Origin of the sequence: Okeania sp. SIO2B3 (assembly GCF_010672525.1) — a bacterium.
GTDB lineage: Bacteria > Cyanobacteriota > Cyanobacteriia > Cyanobacteriales > Microcoleaceae > Okeania.
In genome coordinates, this window is record NZ_JAAHGH010000024.1 from 22,214 (window position 1) to 45,533 (window position 23,320).

Below are 23,320 nucleotides of genomic sequence, written 5' to 3' on the forward strand. Positions count from 1 at the left end.
TTGATATTAATCAACTAGAAATTCTTGGGCCTTAGTGGTAAACCCCGCCTTCCGCGAACAACATTACCTCTAGGTCCCTGTCTTCGGCCACTACGACGACTTACTTGTAAAGACTGTTTAACCCTAAGCGCCTCAACAGCAGGAGCTAAACCTAAATCTTCTAGAATTTCCATTGCGACTATTTCACCACTCTCACAACCACCCTCCATTAAACCAGAGAAATCTAAAGAAGTATGTTCGCCAGCAAAAAATAAATTGCCCACTCTCTCCCCTTCAACACCAAAAAATTGAACATATTGTCCTGGTCGATAACAAGTATATGAACCCTGAGTATATAATTCTCCTGGCCAATAAGTCCGGACAGCGCGACCGATGCGAGCGCTACTAATTCCTGGATATACCAAATCAAGCTCTGGCAAAAAGCGTTGTGCGTGGTCTTCTGGAGTTCCGCTACCTAAAACTACTCCTAAATTTCCGCCAGGCAAAAATTCCAGCACTCCCTCCGTAGTCGGACTTGTTGGAGCAACTTCTCGGGTATTTTGAAACCCTAAATCTACATAAGTTTCCCCACTTGAACCAAACCGAGTGCGCCAAACTGGGTTATTAAAAGCTATATGTAACTTAGAATTTGTACCAAAACCGTAATTATCAATAGCAAATCTTTTGACTGGTGGTAGATCGACATTGAGTTGCACTTGACTGAGTACCGGAAAAGGTATGGTTAAAACAATTCTTTCATAAGTACGGTCAAAAGTTCTTTCTCCAGACCTCAAGCTCACTCTATAACTACCATCTGATAAAGTTGTTATTGCCTCTAGAACCGTGCTAGTTTCAATGGAACCTTGTACAAGATTAGCAAGATTATTAATAATTTGACTATTACCACCAATAATTCGATAACGTTCGTCAGCAGAACCATATAATTCAAATATGTCGGGTTCAGTGCCAATAATATATATTAGATTCAGACTCGACTGTTCGTTAGCATCCAAACCATAGAAAGAATTGTAAGCTACTTCCAGCATTTGTCGCAAAGTAGTGCTAGTGGGAATAGTTTCTAGATATTCGGTAATTGAGAGATTATCTATATCTGCGGTAGGTTGGTCAAAAGTCGTATAATCTTCAAAATTATCAATTGCTATCAGAGTCTCATCTATTCTTTCGGCAACAGGAGCAAAATCATTAATAATTTCTTCTATGGGAATAATTCTACCCTCAGCAAAGTAAATTTCTGGCGTTAACCCCTCCTCACCAGCTACCAGATCGAATTCTGTTAATCCCAGTTCTGCTGCTAAGTCACGAATGCAAACGTGTTCAGAGTCAATATAAGCTGCCCCTAATTCAGCATCAATAGTTGTTCCGGCTATTTTCGAGATACTTCTAATACGACCTCCCACTCTATTTCTAGCTTCAATTACATTTACTGGTACTCCTGCCTGAGTTAGACGGTAAGCTGCAGTTAATCCCGCAATTCCAGCTCCTACTATTAATACTGGTGTTTGTTGAGCCATTGCTCGTTGTCCACCCTTGAAGAAATTAGAAGCTGCCATTGCTCCAGCAAATCCTAAACCACCTTGTAATAAACGACGACGAGTAGTCCGAAAGTTTCTACTTTGAGTTTCTCTGACCATTCCTAATAATTCATCGGTGGGAATGCCTGTTTTTCGCGACGTATTGGCAATGCTATAAGCGCGACGTAGGATTTTCATTAAAGAAGATTTACTCATAATAATTAATGTCCCTTAATTTTTAAGTATAAATTTTGAATTTAAAGCATACAGAAATGAACGATTGTAGTAAGATAACATTGCTTAGGTTGCAATGTAAACTCAAACATAAACTTTTAAGAAATGTTAACTATTGAAACTCTGTTTGATGAAGGATTTTATTTATTTCAAAACCCTGATGTTGTAGATGAAATTGCTGCGGGTAATTTCAGTAGTGGTTTGGAACATTTTGTGAATGTGGGTCAATTTGAAAATCGCGACCCCAATGCTTTATTTGATACTAGCTTTTATCTGGAAATTAATACTGATATAGCTGCTGCTATTGAGGAAGGTGTACTAACAGCAGTGGAACATTTTCTTAGGTTTGGTCAATTTGAACCTCGCGACCCTAGTCCTTTCTTCCAGAATCTTTTTTATATCTCAGATCCTGAGTTTGCTACAACATTAGAATCAGCAGGATTAACACCTTTTGAACATTATGTTAGGTTTGGTCAATTTGAAAATCGCGACTCTAGTTTTTTGTTTGATACAGATTTTTATCTTGCTCAAAATCAGGATGTAGTGGAGTTACTAAATAATGGTAGTTTTAGTAGTGCAATTCAACATTATATTTTAGTTGGTTTGTTAGAAAATCGTTTGAGTACACCTCCAGATTTTAGAGATGATTTATTAAATGTTAATGCTGATTTTGGTGTTTTGGGAACTGCAGAATTTAACAATTTTATTGGAGATGGAAATCCGGTTGATGTTTATAGTTTTATGTTGAATACTCCTAGTAGTTTAGATGTTGTATTAACTGGTTTGGTTGGGGATGCAGATGTGGAGTTAATTGAGGATATTAATAATAATGGAGTGGCAGAAATTTTAGAGGTTTTTGCTGAGTCAAGAAATGAGGGTACTTTTGATGAAATAATAGATATTGATTTCTTACCAGAGGGTAATTACTTTGTCCGAGTTTCTGAGTTTAGTGGTCATACAAATTATTCTTTGTTTTTAGAAGCTAGTCCAATTTAGAGTAGTTAATAATAGTAGGGTGGTTCAACAATTAATTATTAATAATTAATAATTAATAATTACCTCTCCTTGAAAACGGATAGGATTGACGAACAGGAAAATTTTTTCTTCTCTTGGTCGATTGGATATGGCTCCGAGACCTAGCCATCCCACCCTACCGGAAGCTCCGAAGATAGAACTCCGTTCCGTTGTCGCGTTTCGCGTCAGCGTTGCGAAGCAAACGACCGCTTTTTTCTCCTTTAAAGGAGAGGCTTTAAACCTTAATTATTCGGTAAATTTTGAATTATCATCAAGCAACTATAAACTTTTCCTCTTTCTTGCCTGCCCTAAATTAAATTATCAGTTATCAGTTGACGAAGGAAACCCAACAAAAATATCTTTGGAAAAGTTTCCAAACTGTTCCCCTAGATAAATTAATATCCTTAGATACTCTGCTTTATCCCCTAAAAATAAACCCAAAATTGGGAATCATATTAGTTGCTCATAACTTATTTAATCAAACCAATTATACTGTCAATTTTCAGGTAATTCTCCAAAGCGATCGCGATAACGAGACAGTAAAGATTCTAATTTTTCGGTTCGTTTTTCTGCTTCTTGCCGTGCCAAAATTTCCTGATTCAAAACTTCTCGTAATTCATCAGAAATTACCAATTTTTCTCCCGTATCTTCCCGATAAAATCTTATCAATTTATCCTCAACCTCTAAACGTAATCCTAAAGGTTCGCTCCGACCATCTGTAATTAATTTATAATTTGTTTCTCCCAGACAATACCCTTGCAATTTTTCTTTTATCCATTCACCTTTAGGGTCAAATAACCAACATTCCTTTACTTTTAATTGTTCGTAAAATACTTTTTTATAACCTTCATCGTCTCTGAGGGTGTTTTTAGTAGTTACCTCAAAAATAACTGCCGTAATTTTACGTTATTCCCAAAGTTTATAACTATCTCTTCCCCCTGGTTCTACACCAAAAATAACCATTACATCAGGAACAGTTAGTAGTTTAGGAAAACCCCTAGAAAAATATAAAAATTGTTTGCTGAATACATTGGCTTTTTGACCTTTTAAATATTCTTTCAAGACTTCAAAAATATTTAAAACAGCGTATAAATGATCGTAATTTTCACCAACAGTTGTTTCATCCTCATTAGGATAAAATACTTCTTTTTTGGTAGTTGCGGGTTGATTTTATGGAGTTGTTTGGTTTTCTGATGTCATAGTTTTAGATGAGATTTGTAACAAACGTTTATGAAATAATAGCAATATTTTTTCGATTTTGTTAGAATTGGAACTTACGCAAAGAAACCTGGTTTCTACGGTAAATTATTGGTAAGCATTTCCTGCGGAATGTTGCGCAAACAGCTATTAGCTGTCAGCTTTTCCTGCGGAATGTTGCGCAAACAGCAAAAGAAGGGGATTTTAATAAATATAGACTGTTTCAGCCAGCTTTTATAGTCTGACTCAATTAGTAAAGCTTTTATCACAAACTAAAAGCAATAGCTGATAGCTGATAGCTGACGGCTGAATGCTTACAATTATTGTGTTTGATAATCAACATCTACGAGAAACTGGGTTTATGGACTCGATCATTATCTTCAGCAAAGGTAAAAAATTATGGTAACAACTAATTTAATTAAGACAATAGCAGTTAATATTCCCAAAGAAATTAACCTGAAAATTACTCACGAACAATTTATGGAGTTAGCACTGGTTAACCGAGATTTACAGTTAGAAAGAACAGCTACAGGAGAGTTAATTATTATGGCACCGACAGGAAGTGATACTGGCAGACAAAATTTAGGAATTGAAGCCCTATTATGGTTATGGAACCGTCGCACAAAGTTAGGAGTAGCTTTTAATTCTTCTAGTGGTTTTCATCTGCCTAATGGTAGCGATCGCTCTCCTGATGCTGCCTGGGTAAAACAGGAAAGATGGGATAGTTTAACTAGGGAAGAACAGGAAACTTTTGCACCTTTATGTCCCGATTTTGTAGTAGAGTTACGTTCTAAAAATGATACTATTTTAGAGTTACAAAAAAAGATGAAAGAGTATCATTCAAATGGTGCAAGATTAGGTTGGTTAATTGATAGTAAAAACCGAAAAGTAGAGATTTATCGGCAAGATCGGGAAGTGGAAATTTTGGAAAATCCTAATAGTTTATCTGGAGAAGATGTGTTGCCTGGATTTGTTTTAGATTTAACAGAAGTTTGGTAATGGAGTGCTAAATAAACATTTGTTGCTGAGAGGATATCTGAAAAGTTTTTTGATACTGAATTTTGCCCCCCGAGCAAGCCAACTTTGGGGGGAACAAGAGTTAATTTGCTTCTAAAAGTCCCCCAAAATTGGGGGATTTAGGGGGCTTGAATTTTGAAAACGCTTTCTTTTTACAAATCATTTAGGATTGCTATATTATATTTTTATTAAGCAAAGGACACAGATATTGCTCAATGTTTTTCGTGCAATATTTGGACATTGAAAGCTCAGTCATAGATTGCTTCTGACTTCTCATTTCTCATTTCTCTAATAATGCACCATTTACCAAAAAATTATGGTTTAAAGTCTCCCCCCTTTTAAGGAGATAATAAAGAAAAGTTTTCCTTTGAGTCAATCCTCTCCTTTAAAAGAAGAGATAATTATTAATTATTAATTATTAATTGTTGAACAACTTGTTATGAGTTATTGTATAAATCCTCAATGTTCTAATCCTCAAAATAGTGGCACTCCTTTATTTTGTAAAAGTTGTGGTTCCCAACTGTTGCTGCAAGACATTTATCGAGTCATTCGACCCCTGGGTGGTGGTGGTTTTGGTAAAACATTTGAAGTGGAAGATTGTGGCACTCCCAAAGTATTAAAAGTTCTGCATAATAATCATCCGAAAGCGGTTGAATTATTTCGACAAGAAGCTGAGGTTTTAAGTAGTTTAAATCATCCTGGTATTCCTAGAGTTGAAGCTGACAGTTATTTCACTTTTCAACCTAGAAATAATCAAGAATATTTGCATTGTTTGGTGATGGAAAAAATTGAAGGGATGGATTTAGAAAAATATATGCAGCAACGCAACTTTGAACCTATTTCTCAAAAGGCAGCATTTAGATGGTTGAAACAGTTGGTGGAAATTTTGGATGAAGTTCATCAACAGGAATATTTTCATAGAGATATTAAGCCGTCGAATATTATGATTAGAGAAAATGGTCAGTTAGTATTAATTGATTTTGGTACAGCTAGAGAAGTTACTCAAAGTTATCTACAACAATTAGCAGGGCAACAAGTAACAGGAGTTATTTCTCCTGGTTATACACCTTTGGAACAAGTGAATGGAAAAGCTGTGCAGCAATCTGATTTTTTTGCTCTGGGGAGAACTTTTGTTTATTTATTAACAGGTAAGCATCCTAATAGTTTTTCTGAAGACTCTAACACGGGAGATTTAATTTGGCGAAATAGTGTTGAAGTATCAAATGATTTGGGTGATTTTATAGATTATTTAATGAAGCCTTTTCCAGGGCATAGACCTCAAAATACACAAGATATTTTTAACTATTTAAACAATATAAATGAAGCAAAACAGAGTTCTGGTTTGCCTAAAAATAATCAGAAACAAGAACAATCAACAGTTGTTTCCTCTACTCCTGAATATGCAGGATTTTTTAGGCGTTTTTTCGCTTGGATTGTCGATAATATTATTCTGATAATCGTAATGGGATTATTAGGCAAAATCATTTTAAATAATAAATTTTTGTCTGATTACATAATCAATTCAATAGGTACTTTTGGATGGTCGATAGGTTGGGGGTCTTTCAGTATAACCACAGGAATTATAGGTATTATTTTTATCATTTTAATAGGATTAAAGGAAGGATTATTTGGCGATTCATCATATATAGTGACTCTAATGTTTGTCTTATTCACTACTATATTAAAATGGTTTTATTTGACGCGACTTGAAAGTTTACCAATAAAAGCAACTATTGGGAAAAAAATAATGGGAATTATCGTCACAGACTTAAATGGAAATCCCATATCATTTGGTCGTGCTAATGGAAGGTATTTCGCCAAAACAATTTCGTCAATAATTCTGCTAATTGGGTTTATTATGGCAGCTTTTACCAAAAAAAAGCAAGCATTGCATGACAAGATAGCTGGTACTTTAGTTGTTAGAAAAAAGCCATAATTTCAAAATTAAAACCCACATTCCGCACTTCAATAATGAATGTAGTTAATGTAGTTAATGTAGGTTGGGTTGAGGAACGTTAGCGGAGCTTATCCGAAGGATAAACCCAACATTATTTAGATATTTTATAGATATTTGTTGGGTTGCGCGTTGGCGGAGCAAGTGCGGTAGCTATATCGCTTAACCCAACAAAGCCCAAAAAATTATTCCTGTAGAAATGAAAATATATCCCTACAGGCACTAATTAAAGTTAAAAAATCACCTATCTATTAACCTCGAAGTAGTTAATGTAGTTAGGGTTGAGGCAGGTTAGCGCAGCCTATCCTTGGGATCTACCCAACATTATTTAGATATTTACAAGACTTACGCAAAGGCACTATTTATAGACTCCAAAACTATTGTCCAATAGTTGTAAACACTATATATAGAGTATTTCCTTTTGTCCTAATTTATAGATATTTGTTGGGTTGCGCGTTGGCGGAGCAAGTGCGGTAGCTATATCGCTTAACCCAACAAAGCCCAAAAAATTATTCCTGTAGAAATGAAAATATATCCCTACAGGCACTAATTAAAGTTAAAAAATCACCTATCTATTAACCTCGAAGTAGTTAATGTAGTTAGGGTTGAGGCAGGTTAGCGCAGCCTATCCTTGGGATCTACCCAACATTATTTAGATATTTACAAGACTTACGCAAAGGCACTATTTATAGACTCCAAAACTATTGTCCAATAGTTGTAAACACTATATATAGAGTATTTCCTTTTGTCCTAATTTATAGATATTTGTTGGGTTGCGCGTTGGCGGAGCAAGTGCGGTAGCTATATCGCTTAACCCAACAAAGCCCAAAAAATTATTCCTGTAGAAATGAAAATATATCCCTACAGGCACTAATTAAAGTTAAAAAATCACCTATCTATTAACCTCGAAGTAGTTAATGTAGTTAGGGTTGAGGCAGGTTAGCGCAGCCTATCCTTGGGATCTACCCAACATTATTTAGATATTTACAAGACTTACGCAAAGACACTATTTATAGACTCCAAAACTATTGTCCAATAGTTGTAAACGCTATATATAGAATATTTCCTTTTGTCCTAGTTTATAGATATTTGTTGGGTTGCCCGTTGGTGGAGCAAGTGCGGCAGCTATATCCCTTAACTCAACAAAGCCCAAAAAATTATTCCTGTAGAAATGAAAATATATCCCTACAGGAACTAATTAAAGTTAAAAAATCACCTATCTATTAACCTCTAAGCTTCTCCGACCAAACACGAGTAGGCAAACCCCAAACATAAATAAACCCTTCCGCCGCTTTATGGTCAAACTCATCCTCCGCACCATAAGTTGCTAAATCAAAACTATATAAAGAATTGCCAGACTGACGACCGACAACCATCGCATTACCCTTAAACAATTTCACTCGCACAACACCAGTCACCCTTTCCTGAGTCTGCTGAATAAAAGCATCCAACGCACCCTTCAACGGACTAAACCACAAACCGTTATAAACCAACTGACTGTAAGTTTCCTCAATACCACGCTTATAACGAGTCACATCAGCAGTCAAAGTTAAACTTTCCAAGTCGCGATGCGCTTGAATAAGCACCCACATTGCTGGAGACTCATAAATTTCTCGTGACTTAATTCCCACAAGACGGTTTTCAATCATGTCAATACGACCGACACCATGACCTCCCGCGATCTGATTAAGTTGAGTAATTAACTCAATACCACCCATTCCTTGACCGTTGAGACTAACAGGAATACCTCCCTCAAAACCAATTTCCACATATTCCGGTTCATTCGGAGTATCAGCGATCGCTTTAGTCATATTATAAACTTCCTCTGGTGCCTCCACCCAAGGGTCTTCCAACTCCCCTGCTTCGATCGCCATCCCCAATAAATTTTTATCAATACTATAAGGAGAAGACTTTTTCACTGGAGCAGGAATACCATACTTTTCACCATAAGCAATAGTCTCCTCCCGACTCATTCCCCACTCCCGCGCTGGTGCAAGAATTTTGATTTTCGGGTTAAGTGCAGCAATAGCAACATCAAACCTTACTTGGTCATTACCCTTTCCAGTACAACCATGGGCGATCGCATCAGCACCATATTTTTCTGCTGCGTCTACTAAAATTTTAGCAATTAAAGGGCGAGCTAATGCTGTAGCTAAAGGATAACGATTTTCATATAGAGCATTTGCTTGAATAGCAGGAAAAGCATATTCTTGAATCAAAGGTTCGATAACATCTATAACCAAAGATTCTACTGCACCCGAATCTAATGCTTTTTTGCGGACTCCTTCTAACTCATCTCCCTGTCCTAGATCTGCAGCAAGAGTAATTACTTCTTTGACACCCCACTCATTTTTTAAGTAGGGAATGCAAACGGAGGTATCCACTCCACCAGAATAAGCTAATACAACTTTAGTGGCACGACTCATAGATTCTTCTCTAGAAATTAACAACTGGGTTTTTATTATCGGACTTAGCCTGTAAAATTATTGTCAGGCAAAGTACAGATTCTAGAGTGTATCCTAATTTTCAGAGGAATGAAAAGTGGGTAATAGGGTGTAAGACCCACAGAGGAAAAATACCACATCAAAACTTTTCTGTTTCTTCTGTTGTGCCTACTCCTGCCTTGTTTACCTTCTTTAACTTTTATTCCATTAGACATTTTCTCCAAAAGAGGCAACAGGCAACAGGCAACAGGCAACAGGCAACCCACCCCTCGCCCCTCCCCCTCCCAGGAGGGGAATAATTGATAATTTATGGATCAGAATTGATTTTATTTTGGATTTTTGGAGATGTTTATTAGACATTTCCTCCAAAAGAGGGAGTAGGGAGTAGGGAGTAGAGGGAAATAATTGATAATTTATAGATAAGAATTGATTTTATTTTGGATTTTTGGATATTTCCATTTAGCGAATAATTAATAATTAATAATTAAATAATTCGCGCCTTGAAGCCTCCCCTTTTAAGGGGAAAAAGCGGTCGTTTTGCTACGCAACATGTAAAGCGTAGCTTCCCGTAGGGTGGGATGGATGGGTTTCCTAACCATATCCAATTGACTAAGATAAAAGAAAATATTCCTTATATTCAATTCCGTAACGGTTAAAACCAGAGGTAATTATCAATTATCAATTATCCATTATCAATTAATGAAAGGACTTACGCATTTTCCCGACAAAAACGCCATATATGCCATAGTGCTATAGTTTTTATCTACTATATGTAGTGCCTTTGCGTAAGTCTCCAATTTAGTCAGGAGAAAAAATGTTTTTCAGTGTAGTTATCCCCACTTATAATCGCAAACTTATTTTAGAAAAATGTCTTCGCGCTCTGGAAAATCAGGATTATGACCGCCCAATTTTAGATTATGAAGTAATAGTTGTCGATGATGGCTCGACGGATGACACTATCCCCTGGTTAGAAACAGAGGCCAAAGAATTTCCCCATGTCCAACTATTTTCTCAGTCGCACCAAGGGCCAGCAGCAGCTAGGAATTTGGGTGTTGAGCAGGCCAAAGGAGATTTTATTATATTTATTGATAGTGACCTGGTGGTAACAGATTCTTTTCTACAGTCACACGCAAATAGTTTGATTTCTCAAAAGTCAGATAATGTATTTACTTATGGCAGAGTTATTAATACTTGTAATTTTGATTTTCCCACTTCGGAACCTTATAAATTGACTGATTTTTCGGCAGCTTTTTTTGCGACGGGAAATGTGGCGATCGCTCGTCATTTTTTAATTGAAGCTGGGTTATTTGATACTCGTTTTGAACAGTATGGTTGGGAAGATTTGGAGTTAGGAGTTAGGTTAAAAAAATTGGGTTTGAAATTGATTAAGTGTCCTGATGCTGTTGGTTATCATTGGCATCCACCTTTTGCTTTGGAGCAATTAGAAGGAATGATTGAGCGAGAAATTCAAAGGGGAAAAATGGGAGTTTTGTTTTATCAAAAACATCCGACTTGGGAAGTTAAAATGATGATTCAAATGACTTGGCTACACAAATTATTATGGGGAGTTTTATCATTAGGTGGAAGATTAAATGAAAAGACAATGGCTGTTTTTTTGCAATGGTTAATTGACCGAGGTAAGTCACAGTTGGCTTTAGAAATTTCTCGGATATTTTTGAATTGGTATAATGTAAAAGCTGTTTATACTAATGATGTAAATATTGAGTTTGAAGAAGGAAGAAGGAAGAAGGAAGAAAAAGTGGATGGGGACTCAAACCCCAACAAGCTTGTAAACACCTCGGGTGAAGGCGGGGTATTAAACCCAAAAGAAAAAAAATAATGATTGAACCTGATTTTCCTCATATTGTACTGGCCTTTAACTACAAAGGTTGGAAAGTTGAAATTGACCAAGGTGAAATGGACGGATATGCTACTTATGCGGCTTGGGCTAACTATCAGTTAGGTTGTGTTGTGGCAGTACCTTATGCTTCTTCTCGACAAGAGGTAGTTAGACGTGCCAAACAATGGATTGATGCTCGAATTGACATCCTCCCGGCGCTGCTCTACGAGACAGCAAGAGATTCCTAACCATCACTGATTAGGTCTTTCTGCTGCCTCTTGCAGAGGAGCTGCGCTAACAATGCACCAGCCTCCAAGGTCAAGCCTCTTTTCGGTCTTACGGTCGCTCCACAGACTGACACTGCTAGTCCAGCAGCCAGATTTTAAGTCTAACACACTATTGGCAAAACCGTAAAATTGATTGGTTTTTCCTCCGGAATGCCCTCGCATTCATCCCGACGCTCCCCTTCGGGAGAGCGCGGGTCTTCAACCAACGTTGAGATAATCAGAATATAACTTTAAAGTGAAGAATTACTATATAATAGAAGATGATTTATAATATCAGGCATTCTAATGAGTACAGCAACTTACATAAATGACAGTGAATTTAATGCACTTTTAACTTCTGAAACAATCTTTGTCGTAGATTGTACAGCGTCATGGTGTGGTCCATGTAAAAAAATTAGTCCTTATATTGACCAGTTAGCTGAAGAATATGAAGGTCGTGCGAAAGTAGTGAAACTTGATATTTCTGAAAATAAGGAAACTGCCAATAAATTCAGTATTCGTAGTATTCCAGCTGTAATGTTTTTTAAAAGTGGCGAACTTGTAGAAAATATAGTTGGTGTTTCTCCTTATGAAACTTTCAAAGCAGCACTTGATAAGTTACTTTAAGTTTTATAGAAGATAGAAGTAGGTAGATGTTAAAAATAATTGTTTTTTTGAGTATTTAGAGCAACTTAATTTTATTTATTCCTTCTTTTTGATAGTTGAAGTAGTTATCAAATAAAATCATGTTCGGATGAAAACCTTATAAATATCATTCTTTATGTTATAGATGTATAGCCGTTACATCAAACTTCTACTTTCTGTCACTTTTTACATATCAATTATAACTATTCAACCTAACATAATTAAAGTATTAATATTTGAGAAATAGTATGGCGCTACGCATTAAGGTGTTTGACATGAATAAAAGCTGAAACCCTTTTGTATTTCACTATTGCCTGTTCCCTGTTCCCTGTTGCCTTCCACGTAGCGCTATATTAAGTGAAATGAAATATAAATTAGTAAAAAATATAAATTATTGTAGAAAACAACAATAACTTAAATAATCGGTAATTTAGTCATTATTTATTCAATATTACCTTTCTTAAAAGCCATAATCCTAATTCGCTTATAATCAACCGTCCACCTACCCTTCTTATATAGATGAGGACGTAATCTATTTTCAATATCATCAATAATAATGCTTTGCTTTTTTTCAGGAATTCCTTCAAAGAAACAAGTTGCAAACATCTTCAGCCAATTACGCAAACCATATTCTCCATCTTCAAGTTTAGTAGGTCTTTCTAATAAACTAGCAAAAGTCAACACAAAACCTTCTGATTCTAAGAGAGTAGCATATTCTCCAATACTAGGAAAATACCAAGGATTAAGTTGTTTATTACTACTATAACCAGCCGCATCTAAGGCTTCATAAATACTTTTAATAATTGTTTTAATATTACCTTTGCCACCAAATTCACTAACGAAACGACCTCCAGGTTTCAGTATGCGCCAAATATTACGGATAACTTTTTTCTGCTCTTTAATCCAATGAAGTACTGCATTAGAAAACACAGCATCAAATGTTTCTTTTAAATCTATATTAACTCCATCTCCTACTAAAAATTTAATATCTGGATAACAACGATGTGCTTGTTCAATCATAGTCGGGGCATTATCAATTCCTACAACTTTTGCCCCTTTTGTAGTGATTTTATAGGTCAGATGACCTGTACCACAACCAAGGTCAAGAATTTTTTCTCCACTCTGAGGACTGAGCAATTCTAATAAATCTATTGCCAAATTAGAAACAAAAGAATGTTTACTTTCATACAGTTCTGCATTCCACTCATTGAAAGATATATTTGGGGAGTTGTTAGTTGTATTATTTTCCATAGCACTATGAAGAGTAACTTATTCATTGACACTCGCCCGTTAAATCGGAGATTATAACAGGTGATTTTTGCTTTGCTGGCGCAACGCTACGGGAACAAGAACTCTTAACTAGATAACAAATCAAACAAGTTGAGTTGTACCCCTGAGAGACAATTGACCCAAGCTTTCTTGCTCCGTCTTTACGCCCTCGGAAACCGTTGACTCGCAGGCGGTGCGCTTTTCTTTAACGGTATGCCCTACCGCTATCAATCTTCACCCACCCCTCTTGCTCCCCTCCCGGGAGGGGATGGGGGTGGATGCAGCAGCTACATCGCGATTTTCTTGATAATTACAATGGCTGCAATTATGCTTTCTATTCCTGCGGAATGCTACGCAAACAGAAAGTTTTTTCTTTTCTATCTGCCCGCATTTAGGACATTCTTGAGAAGTATAATTTTTGTCAACTTTGGCGTAATACTTACCTCTTTCCCAGCATATATAAGGAAGTATTTCATTGATAAATTGACCTATACCAGAATCTAAAGACTGTTTTCTAACTATACCTCTAGACCAAGATTTGAAGTTAATATCTTCAACAAAAATATTATCTGTTAAATCGCAAAGTTGATGGGCTAGTTTGAAATGCCAATCACGTCTAGCATCAGCTATTTTTTCATGTAGCCTAGCTATTTTGTTCTGAAGTTTTAACCAATTACTTGACTCCTTCTTTTTTTTCTTAAGTCTTCTTTGCAGCAATTGTAGGGGCGAATGGCCATTCGCCCCTACCGCAGTTGACAAGAGCAAAAACTTAGGAGATTTGATTAACTTTCCTGTTGAAGTAGCGACAAAACTTTCGATTCCGGCATCAATGCCTAATGACCTTTTACCTACTGGATTTTCTGGAACTGACTCTGATGAAGAAAAGATAATCATCAAATAATAACCAGTAGCTTTTCTAACTATCCTAGCTTGTTTAGCTTGAAAACCCTCTGGATATTGCCTACTTTGTTTGATTTTAATCCAACCTAGCTGAGGGAGTTTAAATCTACTATTACCTAGACAGTTTTTCAGCATAGCAGGAAAAACAAAGCTTCTCAACTTTTTCTTAAATCTAGGGAAGCCTTTACCAAGAGATTTCATTTCAGAAAATGCTCTGTCTAAAGTCTTTAAAGTTTGTTGTAAAACTTGAGCATTTTCATGTCGGCTCTTAGCCGAAACTGACTTTAATCTGGGATTAGTCTTCTTAGCTATTGTTAGGTTTTTGGCTTGATAATTGTAATTAGGATAAGCTGCATCAGCCGGGATAATATATTCAGTTATAATTGAGCAACTATTAATTTCTATTTTCCTTGAACTTAACCAATCTTTACGCTCTCTCAGAGCATAATTATACACAGTTCTACAAACATCAAGAATCTGGTTTATTTCAGTTTCTTGTCGTTTGTTTGGCTTAAGTTTATATTGGTAAGTTAAAGTAATCAAAGGTTAATAGCTATCTATATTATAACTAATACTATATACTATATTGATTAGCTACTGCTCAATTAATTTGCTGGTTGAAATTCATCTCACCGCTAAATTAAAAATTATAGCTGCTCGAACTCTTTCAAGATTCTCTGATAGATTATACTTGAATGCAACCTAATAATACCAAATTGATAAATGGTTGCTACAAATAGTAGAAGCAAGAAAGAAGGAAGAGGGAAGAAGGAAGAAGGGGTAAATATGGGAAAAAAGGGGGAAATGATAGAAATCACTATCTAAAATGAACTGAAGCAGTTATTTTAAGCATATCCGATCAATATCTATCTCTTTATAACATTCTTTTTTCAAATTGGTATAACCTATCCAGTCAAAAGTTAAAAGTGCCGATCCCCTATTTCACGAGTAAAGGGATGCAGAGATTTTATCCCTAATTAACAGATCAAATCAACCAATAGAAAGGAAGAGCGGCAAGACAGTCAAAAGTAAGACTTAACTGATTAATTTAGATAGTTTTAATTAGGAAAATAATTAAGAAAAGTTGTTCTTGCTCTTGAAGCGATTGAGTAAAATTACTCTAATCATCGGGATAAAATTTTAGATCATTTAAATAATAATAGCTGTAAAACTTCAGATTTGTATTCAGTATAGTTGGAATCTAAAACCATTTTGTGCTAAGAAGTATATCCTGTCCCAATATTGAGTATTGAGATAAAGTATTTCATTCAGGAGTATGGCTTATGGCAGGTAGTGAAGTTGGTGCAGATTTATGGTTGAGTGAGTATATCACACCTTGGGATATTTATGTTCATGGTATTACCAAGGTACTTGCCTACAAAAAAACTGCCTATCAGGATATGTATATTATAGACACAGGTATTTATGGTAAAGCACTGGTTCTTGATGGTAAATGGCAATCTTCTACAGGAGACGAATTTTTGTACCATGAACCCCTGGTACATCCTGCCATGATTTTTCATGGATCTCCTAGTAAAGTTCTTGTTCTTGGTGGTGGTGAAGGAGCAACTATTCGAGAGGTCTTACGTTGGCAAACAGTAGAACAAGTGGCCATGATTGACATTGATGAAGAAGTGGTTGAAGCTTGTCGTCAACATTTACCTGAGATGCACGCTAATGCTTTTGATGACCCTCGCCTCAAATTGGTCATTGGTGATGCTTTAGAATTTTTGGAGACTTCTGGTGAAATTTGGGATGTAGTTATTTCTGACCTTTCTGACCCTATTGAAGAGGGACCTTCATTTCAGTTGTTTACAAAGGAATACTTTGAAAAGATTCTACAGGTGCTTACTCCTGGAGGGTTTTTTGTTGTGCAAGCTGGCCCTGTTTCCTCAGGAGAAATGAAGCTTCATACTCGAATTGTGAATACAATGAAAGAAGTTTTTCCTTATGTCCAATCTTATAGTAGTTATGTTCCTACTTATGGCCAACCTTGGGGTTTTGTACTTGGTTCAACAGAAATGATTAATAGTCGTCCTGACCCTGAAACAGTTAATCAACTTCTGAGAGAAAAAACTACTGGTGGGTTTCGGATGTTGGATGGGACTACCTTATTGGGGATATTACAAGTACCTAAACATTTGCGGGAAGCGATCGCTACTGAGACGGAGGTATATACTTTAGCAAAACCTCCAAAATTTTTCGGAAAAGGTTCTACTAAAAGTTGAAGCTATATGAAGAAGGAAGAAGGAAGAAGGAAGAAGGAAGAAGATTAACTATATAAAATTCCTTTGTTTCGGCTATTCTATAATTCCTGGCCTTTGTGGCAACTGCCACATATTGAAAGAACAATAGTTTAAAAATTACAAGAGTAACTAAAATGACTATACTACGAATTCTAGCTGCTATATTCTTACCACCTTTAGGTGTTTTCTTGACCGTTGGTCTAGGCGGTGCTTTTTGGATTAATCTTCTCTTAACTATTTTTGGTTTTTATATTGGTGGTATTGTTCATGCTATTTGGGTTATTGCCAAGCATGATCAATAATTTTTAAGCCTAATAATTTAGGTGTAGAGTTAGGAGTAGGTTTTTTGATTATTTCTGAAGTTAGAGCCAATCATAATATTAGCCTAAACCTATCTCTACTAAAATACGACTCATTTTTCTACTTTCAATTCTCTAATTACTGGCAATTCATAACTGATAAATGGTATTATAGAGAAACTACATTTACTAGACAAGCCAGGTAATAATGACAACACTAAACCTTCAAATATCTATAGAAAAAACTAGCCACTCTCGCATTAAAGAACAGGATATTAATAATAGTTCGTTTGGCAAAGTATTTAGCGATCATATGTTAGTTGTTGACTACAGAGATGGTAATTGGCAAGAGGTGAAAATAGTTCCTTATGGCAATATTTCAATGGCTCCTTCTCTGTCAGTTTTGCATTATGGTCAAGCGGTTTTTGAAGGTTTAAAAGCTTATAGAAGTCCAACTGGAAAACCTTTACTATTTCGCCCACAAGCTAATTATAAACGGATAAACGAATCAGCTTTTCGATTATGTATGCCACCTATTCCTGAAGATATTTTTCTGGATGGTTTGAAAGAATTAATTAGAGTAGATTCTGACTGGATTCCTACTCAGTCAGGTAGTGTATTATATATTCGACCTATTTATTTTGCTACAGATGAATCTGTTGGTATTAAACCAGCAAATAGTTATAAATTTATTATTATTTCTTCCCCTGTAGGTGCTTATTATTCAGAACCAGTTAAGTTGATTGTTACAGACAAATATATACGAGCTGCTGAAGGTGGAACAGGTGCGGCTAAATGTGCTGGTAATTATGGTGGTAGTTTATTAGCAGATAAAGAGGCTAAACAACAGGGTTATGATAATGTTTTATGGTTGGATGGGAAGGAAAAAAAATATATTGAAGAATGTGGCACAATGAATGTGGCTTTTGTCATTAATGATGTTGTGATTACTCCTAAATTGACTGGCACTATTTTAGCTGGAATTACTAGAGATAGTGCCTTAACTTTATTGAGAGATATGGGTGTTAAAGTTGAGGAAAGATTAATTTCTATTGATGAAGTGGCAAAGGCTTATGAAGAGGGTAATCTTTCTGAAGCATTTGGTATGGGAACGGCTGCTACAATTGCTAATATTTCTACTATTAATTATCAAGGTAAAGATATGATTTTACCTCCTGTTTATGAACGAAAATATGCTCCTCAAGTGTTGCAAAAATTAGAAGATATTAAAACGGCTAAAGTGACTGATCCTTACGGTTGGGTTTATCCACTGTAAACTATAGGTTAATATAATTGGTCTTGGGATGAGATGAAAACTAAAAATTATTGGTTGATTCACTAAGTAGTCATGCAAAATTAATTACACATACTCTAAAGCGAAAAAGCTGATGCTGTAAAAATTACAGAGAATAAAATTAGGTAATTAATTTTGCTTAAGCACTTAATACAAATCTTCTATCATCCCACAATTTTTGTATGTTAAATATAGCTAATATCATGTTTCTTTAAATACCCATAATAAAAATTTTAGGGAATGGGGAACAGGCAACAGGGAACAGGGAACAGGGAAAATGGAGAAATTTATCAGAGAAAAAATTTTTCTTATGGCTAATTAATGAGCCTTAATATAACTTTCTATTGTAGTTAGTATCAAAAATATTCTGGAGATAATTGAAAGATAGATAAGCTAAATATAAATATGTATAACAATCTGATTTTCTACAAATAATTTAATACTTCTATAGATTAGGAATTTTTCCTCTAAAAAAAATCTGAATCTCCACTCATATCATGTCCGGATAAGAGCGTGATAAAAAAACTTTCTCCTTCTTATCCTGTTCTTTTTCTTCCTCCTTCTTTCTTCCCTCCTGGGAGGAGTTAGGGGTGGGTTGACTCGTGAGGACTCCGTCGTTATTTATTTTATAACTGTTCAACCGGACATGATATCACTCATTAAAAAACTGTTTGTCAAATAAATGTTAAATCATGTATGGTGCGAATTGATTATGTAATGCACTATTCCACGGCACACGGTGCGTGACAGAAAAACCGACCATTATTCCAGAAATGGTCAGGGTATCGTCACACACCCTACTGGATTGTTTCACCTAAAATAGTGCATTAGCTTTTTTCGTCACCCCATCCCCCCATCACCCCATCCCCCATTTTCTATTGCAACATTTTAGATGAAACAGTCCACTACTTAATTTCACTCTTCATTCTATCTCATAATTACTAATATGAAATAGGTTAATGTTTGCTATCAAAGATTGATGGGGAGATGGGGAGATGGGGATATGAGTAGATTCGTATATTTGCACAATTTTTTGTATTTCATATAATACCAATTTCAAAAAATAATGTTACGAATAGTAAGAGGAATAAAAAGACAAATGCAGGATATGTACTTTGACAAAAAAGATGATTTACGACCTAAAAAATCGTATTGAAACCATTCCCGTGTGACTCGGTCCTCCTGACTTCCCCTCCCCTCCTGGGAGAGCTGTCAGCTTTCAGCTCTCAGCTCTAGGGTTTAAATGAATATAGACTGTTTCAGCTAGCTTTTAGACGTAAGTATAAATTCTGGTTCAATTAGTAAAGTTTTTATCTAAAACTAAAAGCAATAGCTGATGGCTGATAGCTGACGGCTGATAGCTTACTTTAGGGGTGGGTTGACTCCTAAGAAACATCCTAGCTATTTGTAGCAAAAATTTATCAATTTGCTATAACTACTCTCAATTAACTCATGGTAAAACAAAAAAAAATTAAGTCAATATTATCTATATTTGAGGCTCCTATCGGATTATTCGCAGGGGCAACTTACCATTTTCGTGCTTTAATGATATTTGTCAAAAATCCAAAATTAATAGGTTATATAGTTGTTCCAATTTTGATTAATATCGTTGTAGGTATTCTTCTTTATATTAGTTTACTTCTACCAGGAATTGATTTAATTAATACTATTTTTAATAACTTATCTTTACGCTTTGATGCTTTGATTGCTCAATTACCAAAATGGTTAAACTTCTTAAGTTATATAGATAATGTTTTATATAAACTTGTACAAGTAATTCTCTTACCAATATTATTGCTGATAATTGGATTTTTGTTAGTACAATTTGGAGCTATTCTAGGTTCACCTTTTTATGGTCAACTTTCTGAGCAATTAGAAAAAATTATAACTGGCACATTGCCTGAAGCTCCACCAAGCTTATTAGGCTCTCTCAGAGATATTTGGCGAGCCATACTTTTTGAGTTAAAAAAAATTGGATTACTCTTAGTAATAGGTTTGCCTATGTTGCTACTCAACTTTCTCCCTGGAGGCTCTTTAATCGTAACTATTGGTGGCATAGTTCTAACAACTTCCATTGTTTGTCTTGACTTTTTTGATGGGTTTTTGGAGAGAAGAAAATTAAAATTTCGAGAGAAGTTAACAGTAGTGCGTCGTAGCTTACCAGCAAGTGCCACTTTTGGGTTAATTTGTCAAGCTTTAATTACCATTCCCATAGTTAACTTCTTAGGTATTCCACTATGTGTCGCGGCAGGGACTTTATTTTGTTGCGATCGCGTCTTACCAAACTTACTGCCAGATCATCAAGCTTAAATAGTGCGGGCTTAGATAGAATCGAAGTTCATTTCACAACCCGCTCTTGACTTAGATTTATAGTTCAGATGATATTAGATAATACGAGTCATGGCAGATACTTTTGTGAGCTTTTCTTTATCCAAGCCTTCTAGCTCATCTATCTTCAACCATCCCTCTTTTACTAAGCCAGCTAGAGCAAAAATCACAGTTGCATTTCTGGAGTCATACTTGCCATCTAGATCGTATCTTCTGGCACTGAGGAAATCATGTAGATACCATAAATCATCAAATTCTTGAATTCCACTTGCTTGTTGGCGCACTGTTGTGACTAAAGCATTGATTTCTCGTTCCTTAGCTTTGGACAAAGCTGCTTGTGCAATCTTTTCTTCTGTTATAGACCACTGAGTATCAGTAAGTTGCATCATCTTTCTTATTTCTTAAAATCTATGGTGTGATTATGATTTTTTATGTAATTGCTAATCGTAGCATATATAACCTAATTCAGTAGCTAGGTAAAATAAAATTTATATTAATTTACTCATCTATATTCCTTGCCATAACAAAAAAAAAGAGTGTTCTATCTAAAGACACTCACTAAAATTTATTTTTGTATAGTTAAATATTTTTGGTAAAGTTACCTATTTCTTTCTACCTGGCCAAATTTAACAACTCTTTAGCAGAGGCCAATAAGTCGATCGCCACAAAGAAAATTTTACCTTCAGCATTGAGCAAAAATCTCCAAGCAATATTCATACCTACACCAGCTCCAAACCAAGGAGTTTGGCATTTACCAGTAACCTTAATCTGAGTATAACCATCCTCAACAGGTTCAGAAATTCCTTGCTCTGGGATTAACTTCAGATTCTGACATTCTTCTTGAAAGAATCGCAAAATGGCATCTTTGCCCACAATTGGTCTACGGAAAGGAGGTTGTAGGCCGCCATCTGGAGTGAATAACTCAATCAGTGCATTAAAGTCATTGGCATTCAAGTTATTCATGTAATTCAAGATAGTAGGATTATCAACACCTTGAATCGTAACTTTACTTCGCTCTGCCATATTCTGTGGAGCAACAACAGGCTCAGAAACTCGGGTATAGTTGCCCAAATTTTTAACATCAAAACCCATATCAATCACAGAATTTCTCAAAACAGTGATTTGCTGACCAGAATCTAATCCTTGAATAGTTCCCAAAACGGCTGAAGCATTAGCAGAAAGCTGATAACCCTCTGGTATAGGAGCAACAAGTCCCTGATTCATCCATTCTCCAAGTTGATACCAAAAGCCCAACTTAATGTTTGGAGTCCAAGTACCGTAGGTGCGACATATTGGTGTATCGGCGCGGTTAGCCAAGTCACACATTACTTGGGTTTGCTCCTGAAAGTTCATTTGCTTAATTTCATTCATAGTTCTTTCTGCAAGCTGCATATTGGCAGCTCCTGGAGCAGCAATTGTGATTGTTTTGCCCATTTCTAAGTAAGCGAACCAAATGAGAGCTAGTTGGTCTTCTGCGCTTAGTTGAGTGAAGCGAGCGATGGTAGCTGGCACTGCATCAGCGGATAAGGTGCTGGGAAAGATATTACGAGCTGTATCAATTGAAAATGGCATAGGTTTATCTTGATAAAGGAATCCAAAATTCAAAATTCAGAAATACCCACACTTTTCATTTCAATATGGGGTGGGTGGGGATTATCGGAAAATGATAAATACCCACACTTTTGATTTAAACTAGGGTAGGTGGAGATTATTAGGAAAAGCTTTCCTTGTTAACCACTATTTCATCGTAACATTACTTTACATTTTTCATACACATAGGAATATCTTAGAAAACTATGCTCAATAGAATTGCTAATCAGATTAGAAAGTCCTTCCCTGCACCAGAAGTTAGCGCTCACTGCGATGGCCCTTGTGGTGTGTACGACCCTGCTTCTGCTCGTATTTACGCTGAAGCTGTATTGTCTATGACTAAGAAAATCCTAGAGCTTGACCCAAAAGCTGGAGATCATAAGACTGCTAATACTCTTTCTCGTTATATTGCAATTAAGGAAGAGCAAGCTCAGAAGACTAAGGAAGATTTACTCGTTCTTTGGACTGATTATTTTAAGCCTGTACATTTAGAAAAGTATCCAGACCTCCACGATACTTTCTGGAAGGCTGCCAAGTTATGCTCTGCTTGTAAAGTAGAAGTTAGTTTGGAGCATGCTACTGAGTTACTAGCTGCTGTGGAGAAAATCCACGGTATGTTCTGGGCTACTAAGGAACGTGATGTAGCTTGGGTAAAGGCTAGCTAATTTTTTTCGTTTGAGGTGGTAGGTAAAAAGTTGATACAGGAAAGTAGTAATAAAGAGTTATTACTTTGGTTATTAAGGTTGCGTCAACGGTTTTGTGTCACTGGATTTTCTATGTTTCCTCTACTTAAGCCTGGGGAGGAAATTCTTGTGGATACAAGAGCCTACCGCCACTTTTTACCAGAAATTGGTGATCTGGTGGTGGCTGAACATCCCTATCGTCAAGATTTGAAAATAATTAAATGGGTTGCCTTTGTTGATGAAAAAGGTGACTGTTTTTTGATGGGAGAAAATAAGGAAGAAAGTAATGATAGTCGTTCTTTTGGTTGTGTGAGTTGGCAACAAATTATTGGTAGGGTTACTAGCAAGTTTCCTGTAATAATTAATAATTAGGGTTTGCGTATGGAAAGTCTTTTTGCTCGGATAGGAGACAGGAGACAGGAGACAACCCACCCCTAACCCCTCCCAGGAGGGGAGAAATGGATCGGGAGCGAGGAGGTAGGAGCTGGCGTTTTGTCTCTCAATTTTTCTGCCATAATCATCCCAAAATACCTGGACTTTTGAGCTTTTTCCACCGAAAAGCTGCTACTTTTTTCAAGTCTAAAACGCT

Annotated in this window: 21 protein-coding genes; 12 read left to right on the top strand and 9 right to left on the bottom strand. The window is 36.0% G+C overall.

The features are described 5' to 3' along the window. Positions 1-14: 14 nt before the first annotated feature. A complete protein-coding gene (locus tag F6K15_RS18105; RefSeq protein ID WP_293062976.1) occupies positions 15-1,727 on the bottom strand; it encodes a flavin monoamine oxidase family protein in 1,713 nt (570 codons plus the stop codon). A gap of 123 nt (positions 1,728-1,850) precedes the next feature. Here F6K15_RS18105 and F6K15_RS18110 point away from each other — a divergent pair, with 123 nt between their 5' ends. Continuing rightward, positions 1,851-2,741, top strand: coding sequence for a PPC domain-containing protein (locus F6K15_RS18110; RefSeq protein WP_293062978.1), 891 nt, complete (start codon positions 1,851-1,853; stop codon positions 2,739-2,741). A gap of 513 nt (positions 2,742-3,254) precedes the next feature. On the opposite strand, the gene F6K15_RS38450 is transcribed toward F6K15_RS18110, so the two are convergent. Both F6K15_RS38450 and F6K15_RS38455 read right to left on the bottom strand, forming a co-directional pair. Next, positions 3,255-3,521 (bottom strand): hypothetical protein, encoded by a 267-nt coding sequence (locus F6K15_RS38450; protein WP_363268213.1) that lies wholly within the window; start codon positions 3,519-3,521, stop codon positions 3,255-3,257. A gap of 144 nt (positions 3,522-3,665) precedes the next feature. After that, the gene (locus tag F6K15_RS38455) at positions 3,666-3,821 is read right to left on the bottom strand and encodes a hypothetical protein (RefSeq protein WP_363268215.1); all 156 of its coding nucleotides are present in this window, start codon (positions 3,819-3,821) and stop codon (positions 3,666-3,668) included. A 534-nt stretch (positions 3,822-4,355) separates the two neighbouring features. On the opposite strand from F6K15_RS38455, the gene F6K15_RS18120 reads away from it, so the two are divergent. Together F6K15_RS18120 and F6K15_RS18125 are read left to right on the top strand one after the other, a co-directional pair. Then, positions 4,356-4,955 (top strand): Uma2 family endonuclease, encoded by a 600-nt coding sequence (locus F6K15_RS18120; RefSeq protein ID WP_293062980.1) that lies wholly within the window; start codon positions 4,356-4,358, stop codon positions 4,953-4,955. Between the two features lie 457 nt (positions 4,956-5,412). After that, positions 5,413-6,909: an RDD family protein gene (locus F6K15_RS18125; RefSeq protein WP_293062982.1), complete on the top strand. Its 1,497-nt coding sequence runs from the start codon at positions 5,413-5,415 to the stop codon at positions 6,907-6,909. Positions 6,910-8,150: 1,241 nt separating this feature from the next. Here the strand turns inward: F6K15_RS18125 and F6K15_RS18130 are convergent. Continuing rightward, positions 8,151-9,353, bottom strand: a complete 1,203-nt coding sequence (locus F6K15_RS18130) for an argininosuccinate synthase (protein ID WP_293062983.1) — start codon at positions 9,351-9,353, stop codon at positions 8,151-8,153. Between the two features lie 832 nt (positions 9,354-10,185). Here F6K15_RS18130 and F6K15_RS18135 point away from each other — a divergent pair. Together F6K15_RS18135 and F6K15_RS18140 are read left to right on the top strand one after the other, a co-directional pair. Then, a complete protein-coding gene (locus F6K15_RS18135) occupies positions 10,186-11,211 on the top strand; it encodes a glycosyltransferase family 2 protein (RefSeq protein ID WP_293062985.1) in 1,026 nt (341 codons plus the stop codon). Further along, positions 11,211-11,459, top strand: a complete 249-nt coding sequence (locus tag F6K15_RS18140; RefSeq protein WP_293062986.1) for a hypothetical protein — start codon at positions 11,211-11,213, stop codon at positions 11,457-11,459. The genes F6K15_RS18135 and F6K15_RS18140 overlap by 1 nt, the downstream gene beginning before the upstream one ends. A gap of 3 nt (positions 11,460-11,462) precedes the next feature. Here F6K15_RS18140 and F6K15_RS18145 read toward each other — a convergent pair whose 3' ends face one another. After that, positions 11,463-11,660: a hypothetical protein gene (locus tag F6K15_RS18145; RefSeq protein ID WP_293062987.1), complete on the bottom strand. Its 198-nt coding sequence runs from the start codon at positions 11,658-11,660 to the stop codon at positions 11,463-11,465. A gap of 123 nt (positions 11,661-11,783) precedes the next feature. Between F6K15_RS18145 and trxA the strand changes: the two genes are divergently transcribed. Further along, positions 11,784-12,104 carry a thioredoxin gene (gene trxA / locus F6K15_RS18150; RefSeq protein WP_293062988.1) on the top strand — a complete coding sequence of 107 codons (321 nt, stop codon included), beginning with the start codon at positions 11,784-11,786 and terminating at the stop codon, positions 12,102-12,104. A 459-nt stretch (positions 12,105-12,563) separates the two neighbouring features. Here trxA and F6K15_RS18155 read toward each other — a convergent pair whose 3' ends face one another. Both F6K15_RS18155 and F6K15_RS18160 read right to left on the bottom strand, forming a co-directional pair. Continuing rightward, positions 12,564-13,373 carry a trans-aconitate 2-methyltransferase gene (locus F6K15_RS18155; protein ID WP_293062989.1) on the bottom strand — a complete coding sequence of 270 codons (810 nt, stop codon included), beginning with the start codon at positions 13,371-13,373 and terminating at the stop codon, positions 12,564-12,566. 252 nt (positions 13,374-13,625) lie between these two features. Next, entirely contained in the window at positions 13,626-14,834 is a 1,209-nt protein-coding gene (locus F6K15_RS18160) for a transposase (protein ID WP_293062990.1), read from the bottom strand. A 740-nt stretch (positions 14,835-15,574) separates the two neighbouring features. On the opposite strand from F6K15_RS18160, the gene F6K15_RS18165 reads away from it, so the two are divergent. From F6K15_RS18165 to F6K15_RS18180, 4 genes are all read left to right on the top strand, one after another. Beyond that, positions 15,575-16,519, top strand: coding sequence for a methyltransferase domain-containing protein (locus tag F6K15_RS18165; RefSeq protein ID WP_293062991.1), 945 nt, complete (start codon positions 15,575-15,577; stop codon positions 16,517-16,519). Positions 16,520-16,671: 152 nt separating this feature from the next. After that, entirely contained in the window at positions 16,672-16,839 is a 168-nt protein-coding gene (locus tag F6K15_RS18170) for a YqaE/Pmp3 family membrane protein (RefSeq protein WP_293062993.1), read from the top strand. Positions 16,840-17,044: 205 nt separating this feature from the next. Then, positions 17,045-18,112: a branched-chain amino acid aminotransferase gene (locus tag F6K15_RS18175; RefSeq protein WP_293062995.1), complete on the top strand. Its 1,068-nt coding sequence runs from the start codon at positions 17,045-17,047 to the stop codon at positions 18,110-18,112. Positions 18,113-19,582: 1,470 nt separating this feature from the next. Further along, the gene (locus F6K15_RS18180; protein WP_293062997.1) at positions 19,583-20,440 is read left to right on the top strand and encodes an EI24 domain-containing protein; all 858 of its coding nucleotides are present in this window, start codon (positions 19,583-19,585) and stop codon (positions 20,438-20,440) included. 74 nt (positions 20,441-20,514) lie between these two features. Here F6K15_RS18180 and F6K15_RS18185 read toward each other — a convergent pair whose 3' ends face one another. Both F6K15_RS18185 and F6K15_RS18190 read right to left on the bottom strand, forming a co-directional pair. After that, a complete protein-coding gene (locus F6K15_RS18185) occupies positions 20,515-20,847 on the bottom strand; it encodes a hypothetical protein (RefSeq protein WP_293062999.1) in 333 nt (110 codons plus the stop codon). Positions 20,848-21,070: 223 nt separating this feature from the next. Beyond that, positions 21,071-22,030, bottom strand: coding sequence for an orange carotenoid protein N-terminal domain-containing protein (locus F6K15_RS18190; protein ID WP_293063000.1), 960 nt, complete (start codon positions 22,028-22,030; stop codon positions 21,071-21,073). Positions 22,031-22,254: 224 nt separating this feature from the next. On the opposite strand from F6K15_RS18190, the gene sodN reads away from it, so the two are divergent. Together sodN and sodX are read left to right on the top strand one after the other, a co-directional pair. Continuing rightward, a complete protein-coding gene (gene sodN / locus F6K15_RS18195) occupies positions 22,255-22,713 on the top strand; it encodes a superoxide dismutase, Ni (protein ID WP_293063001.1) in 459 nt (152 codons plus the stop codon). 30 nt (positions 22,714-22,743) lie between these two features. Beyond that, positions 22,744-23,103, top strand: coding sequence for a nickel-type superoxide dismutase maturation protease (gene sodX / locus F6K15_RS18200; RefSeq protein ID WP_293063002.1), 360 nt, complete (start codon positions 22,744-22,746; stop codon positions 23,101-23,103). Positions 23,104-23,320: the final 217 nt, after the last annotated feature.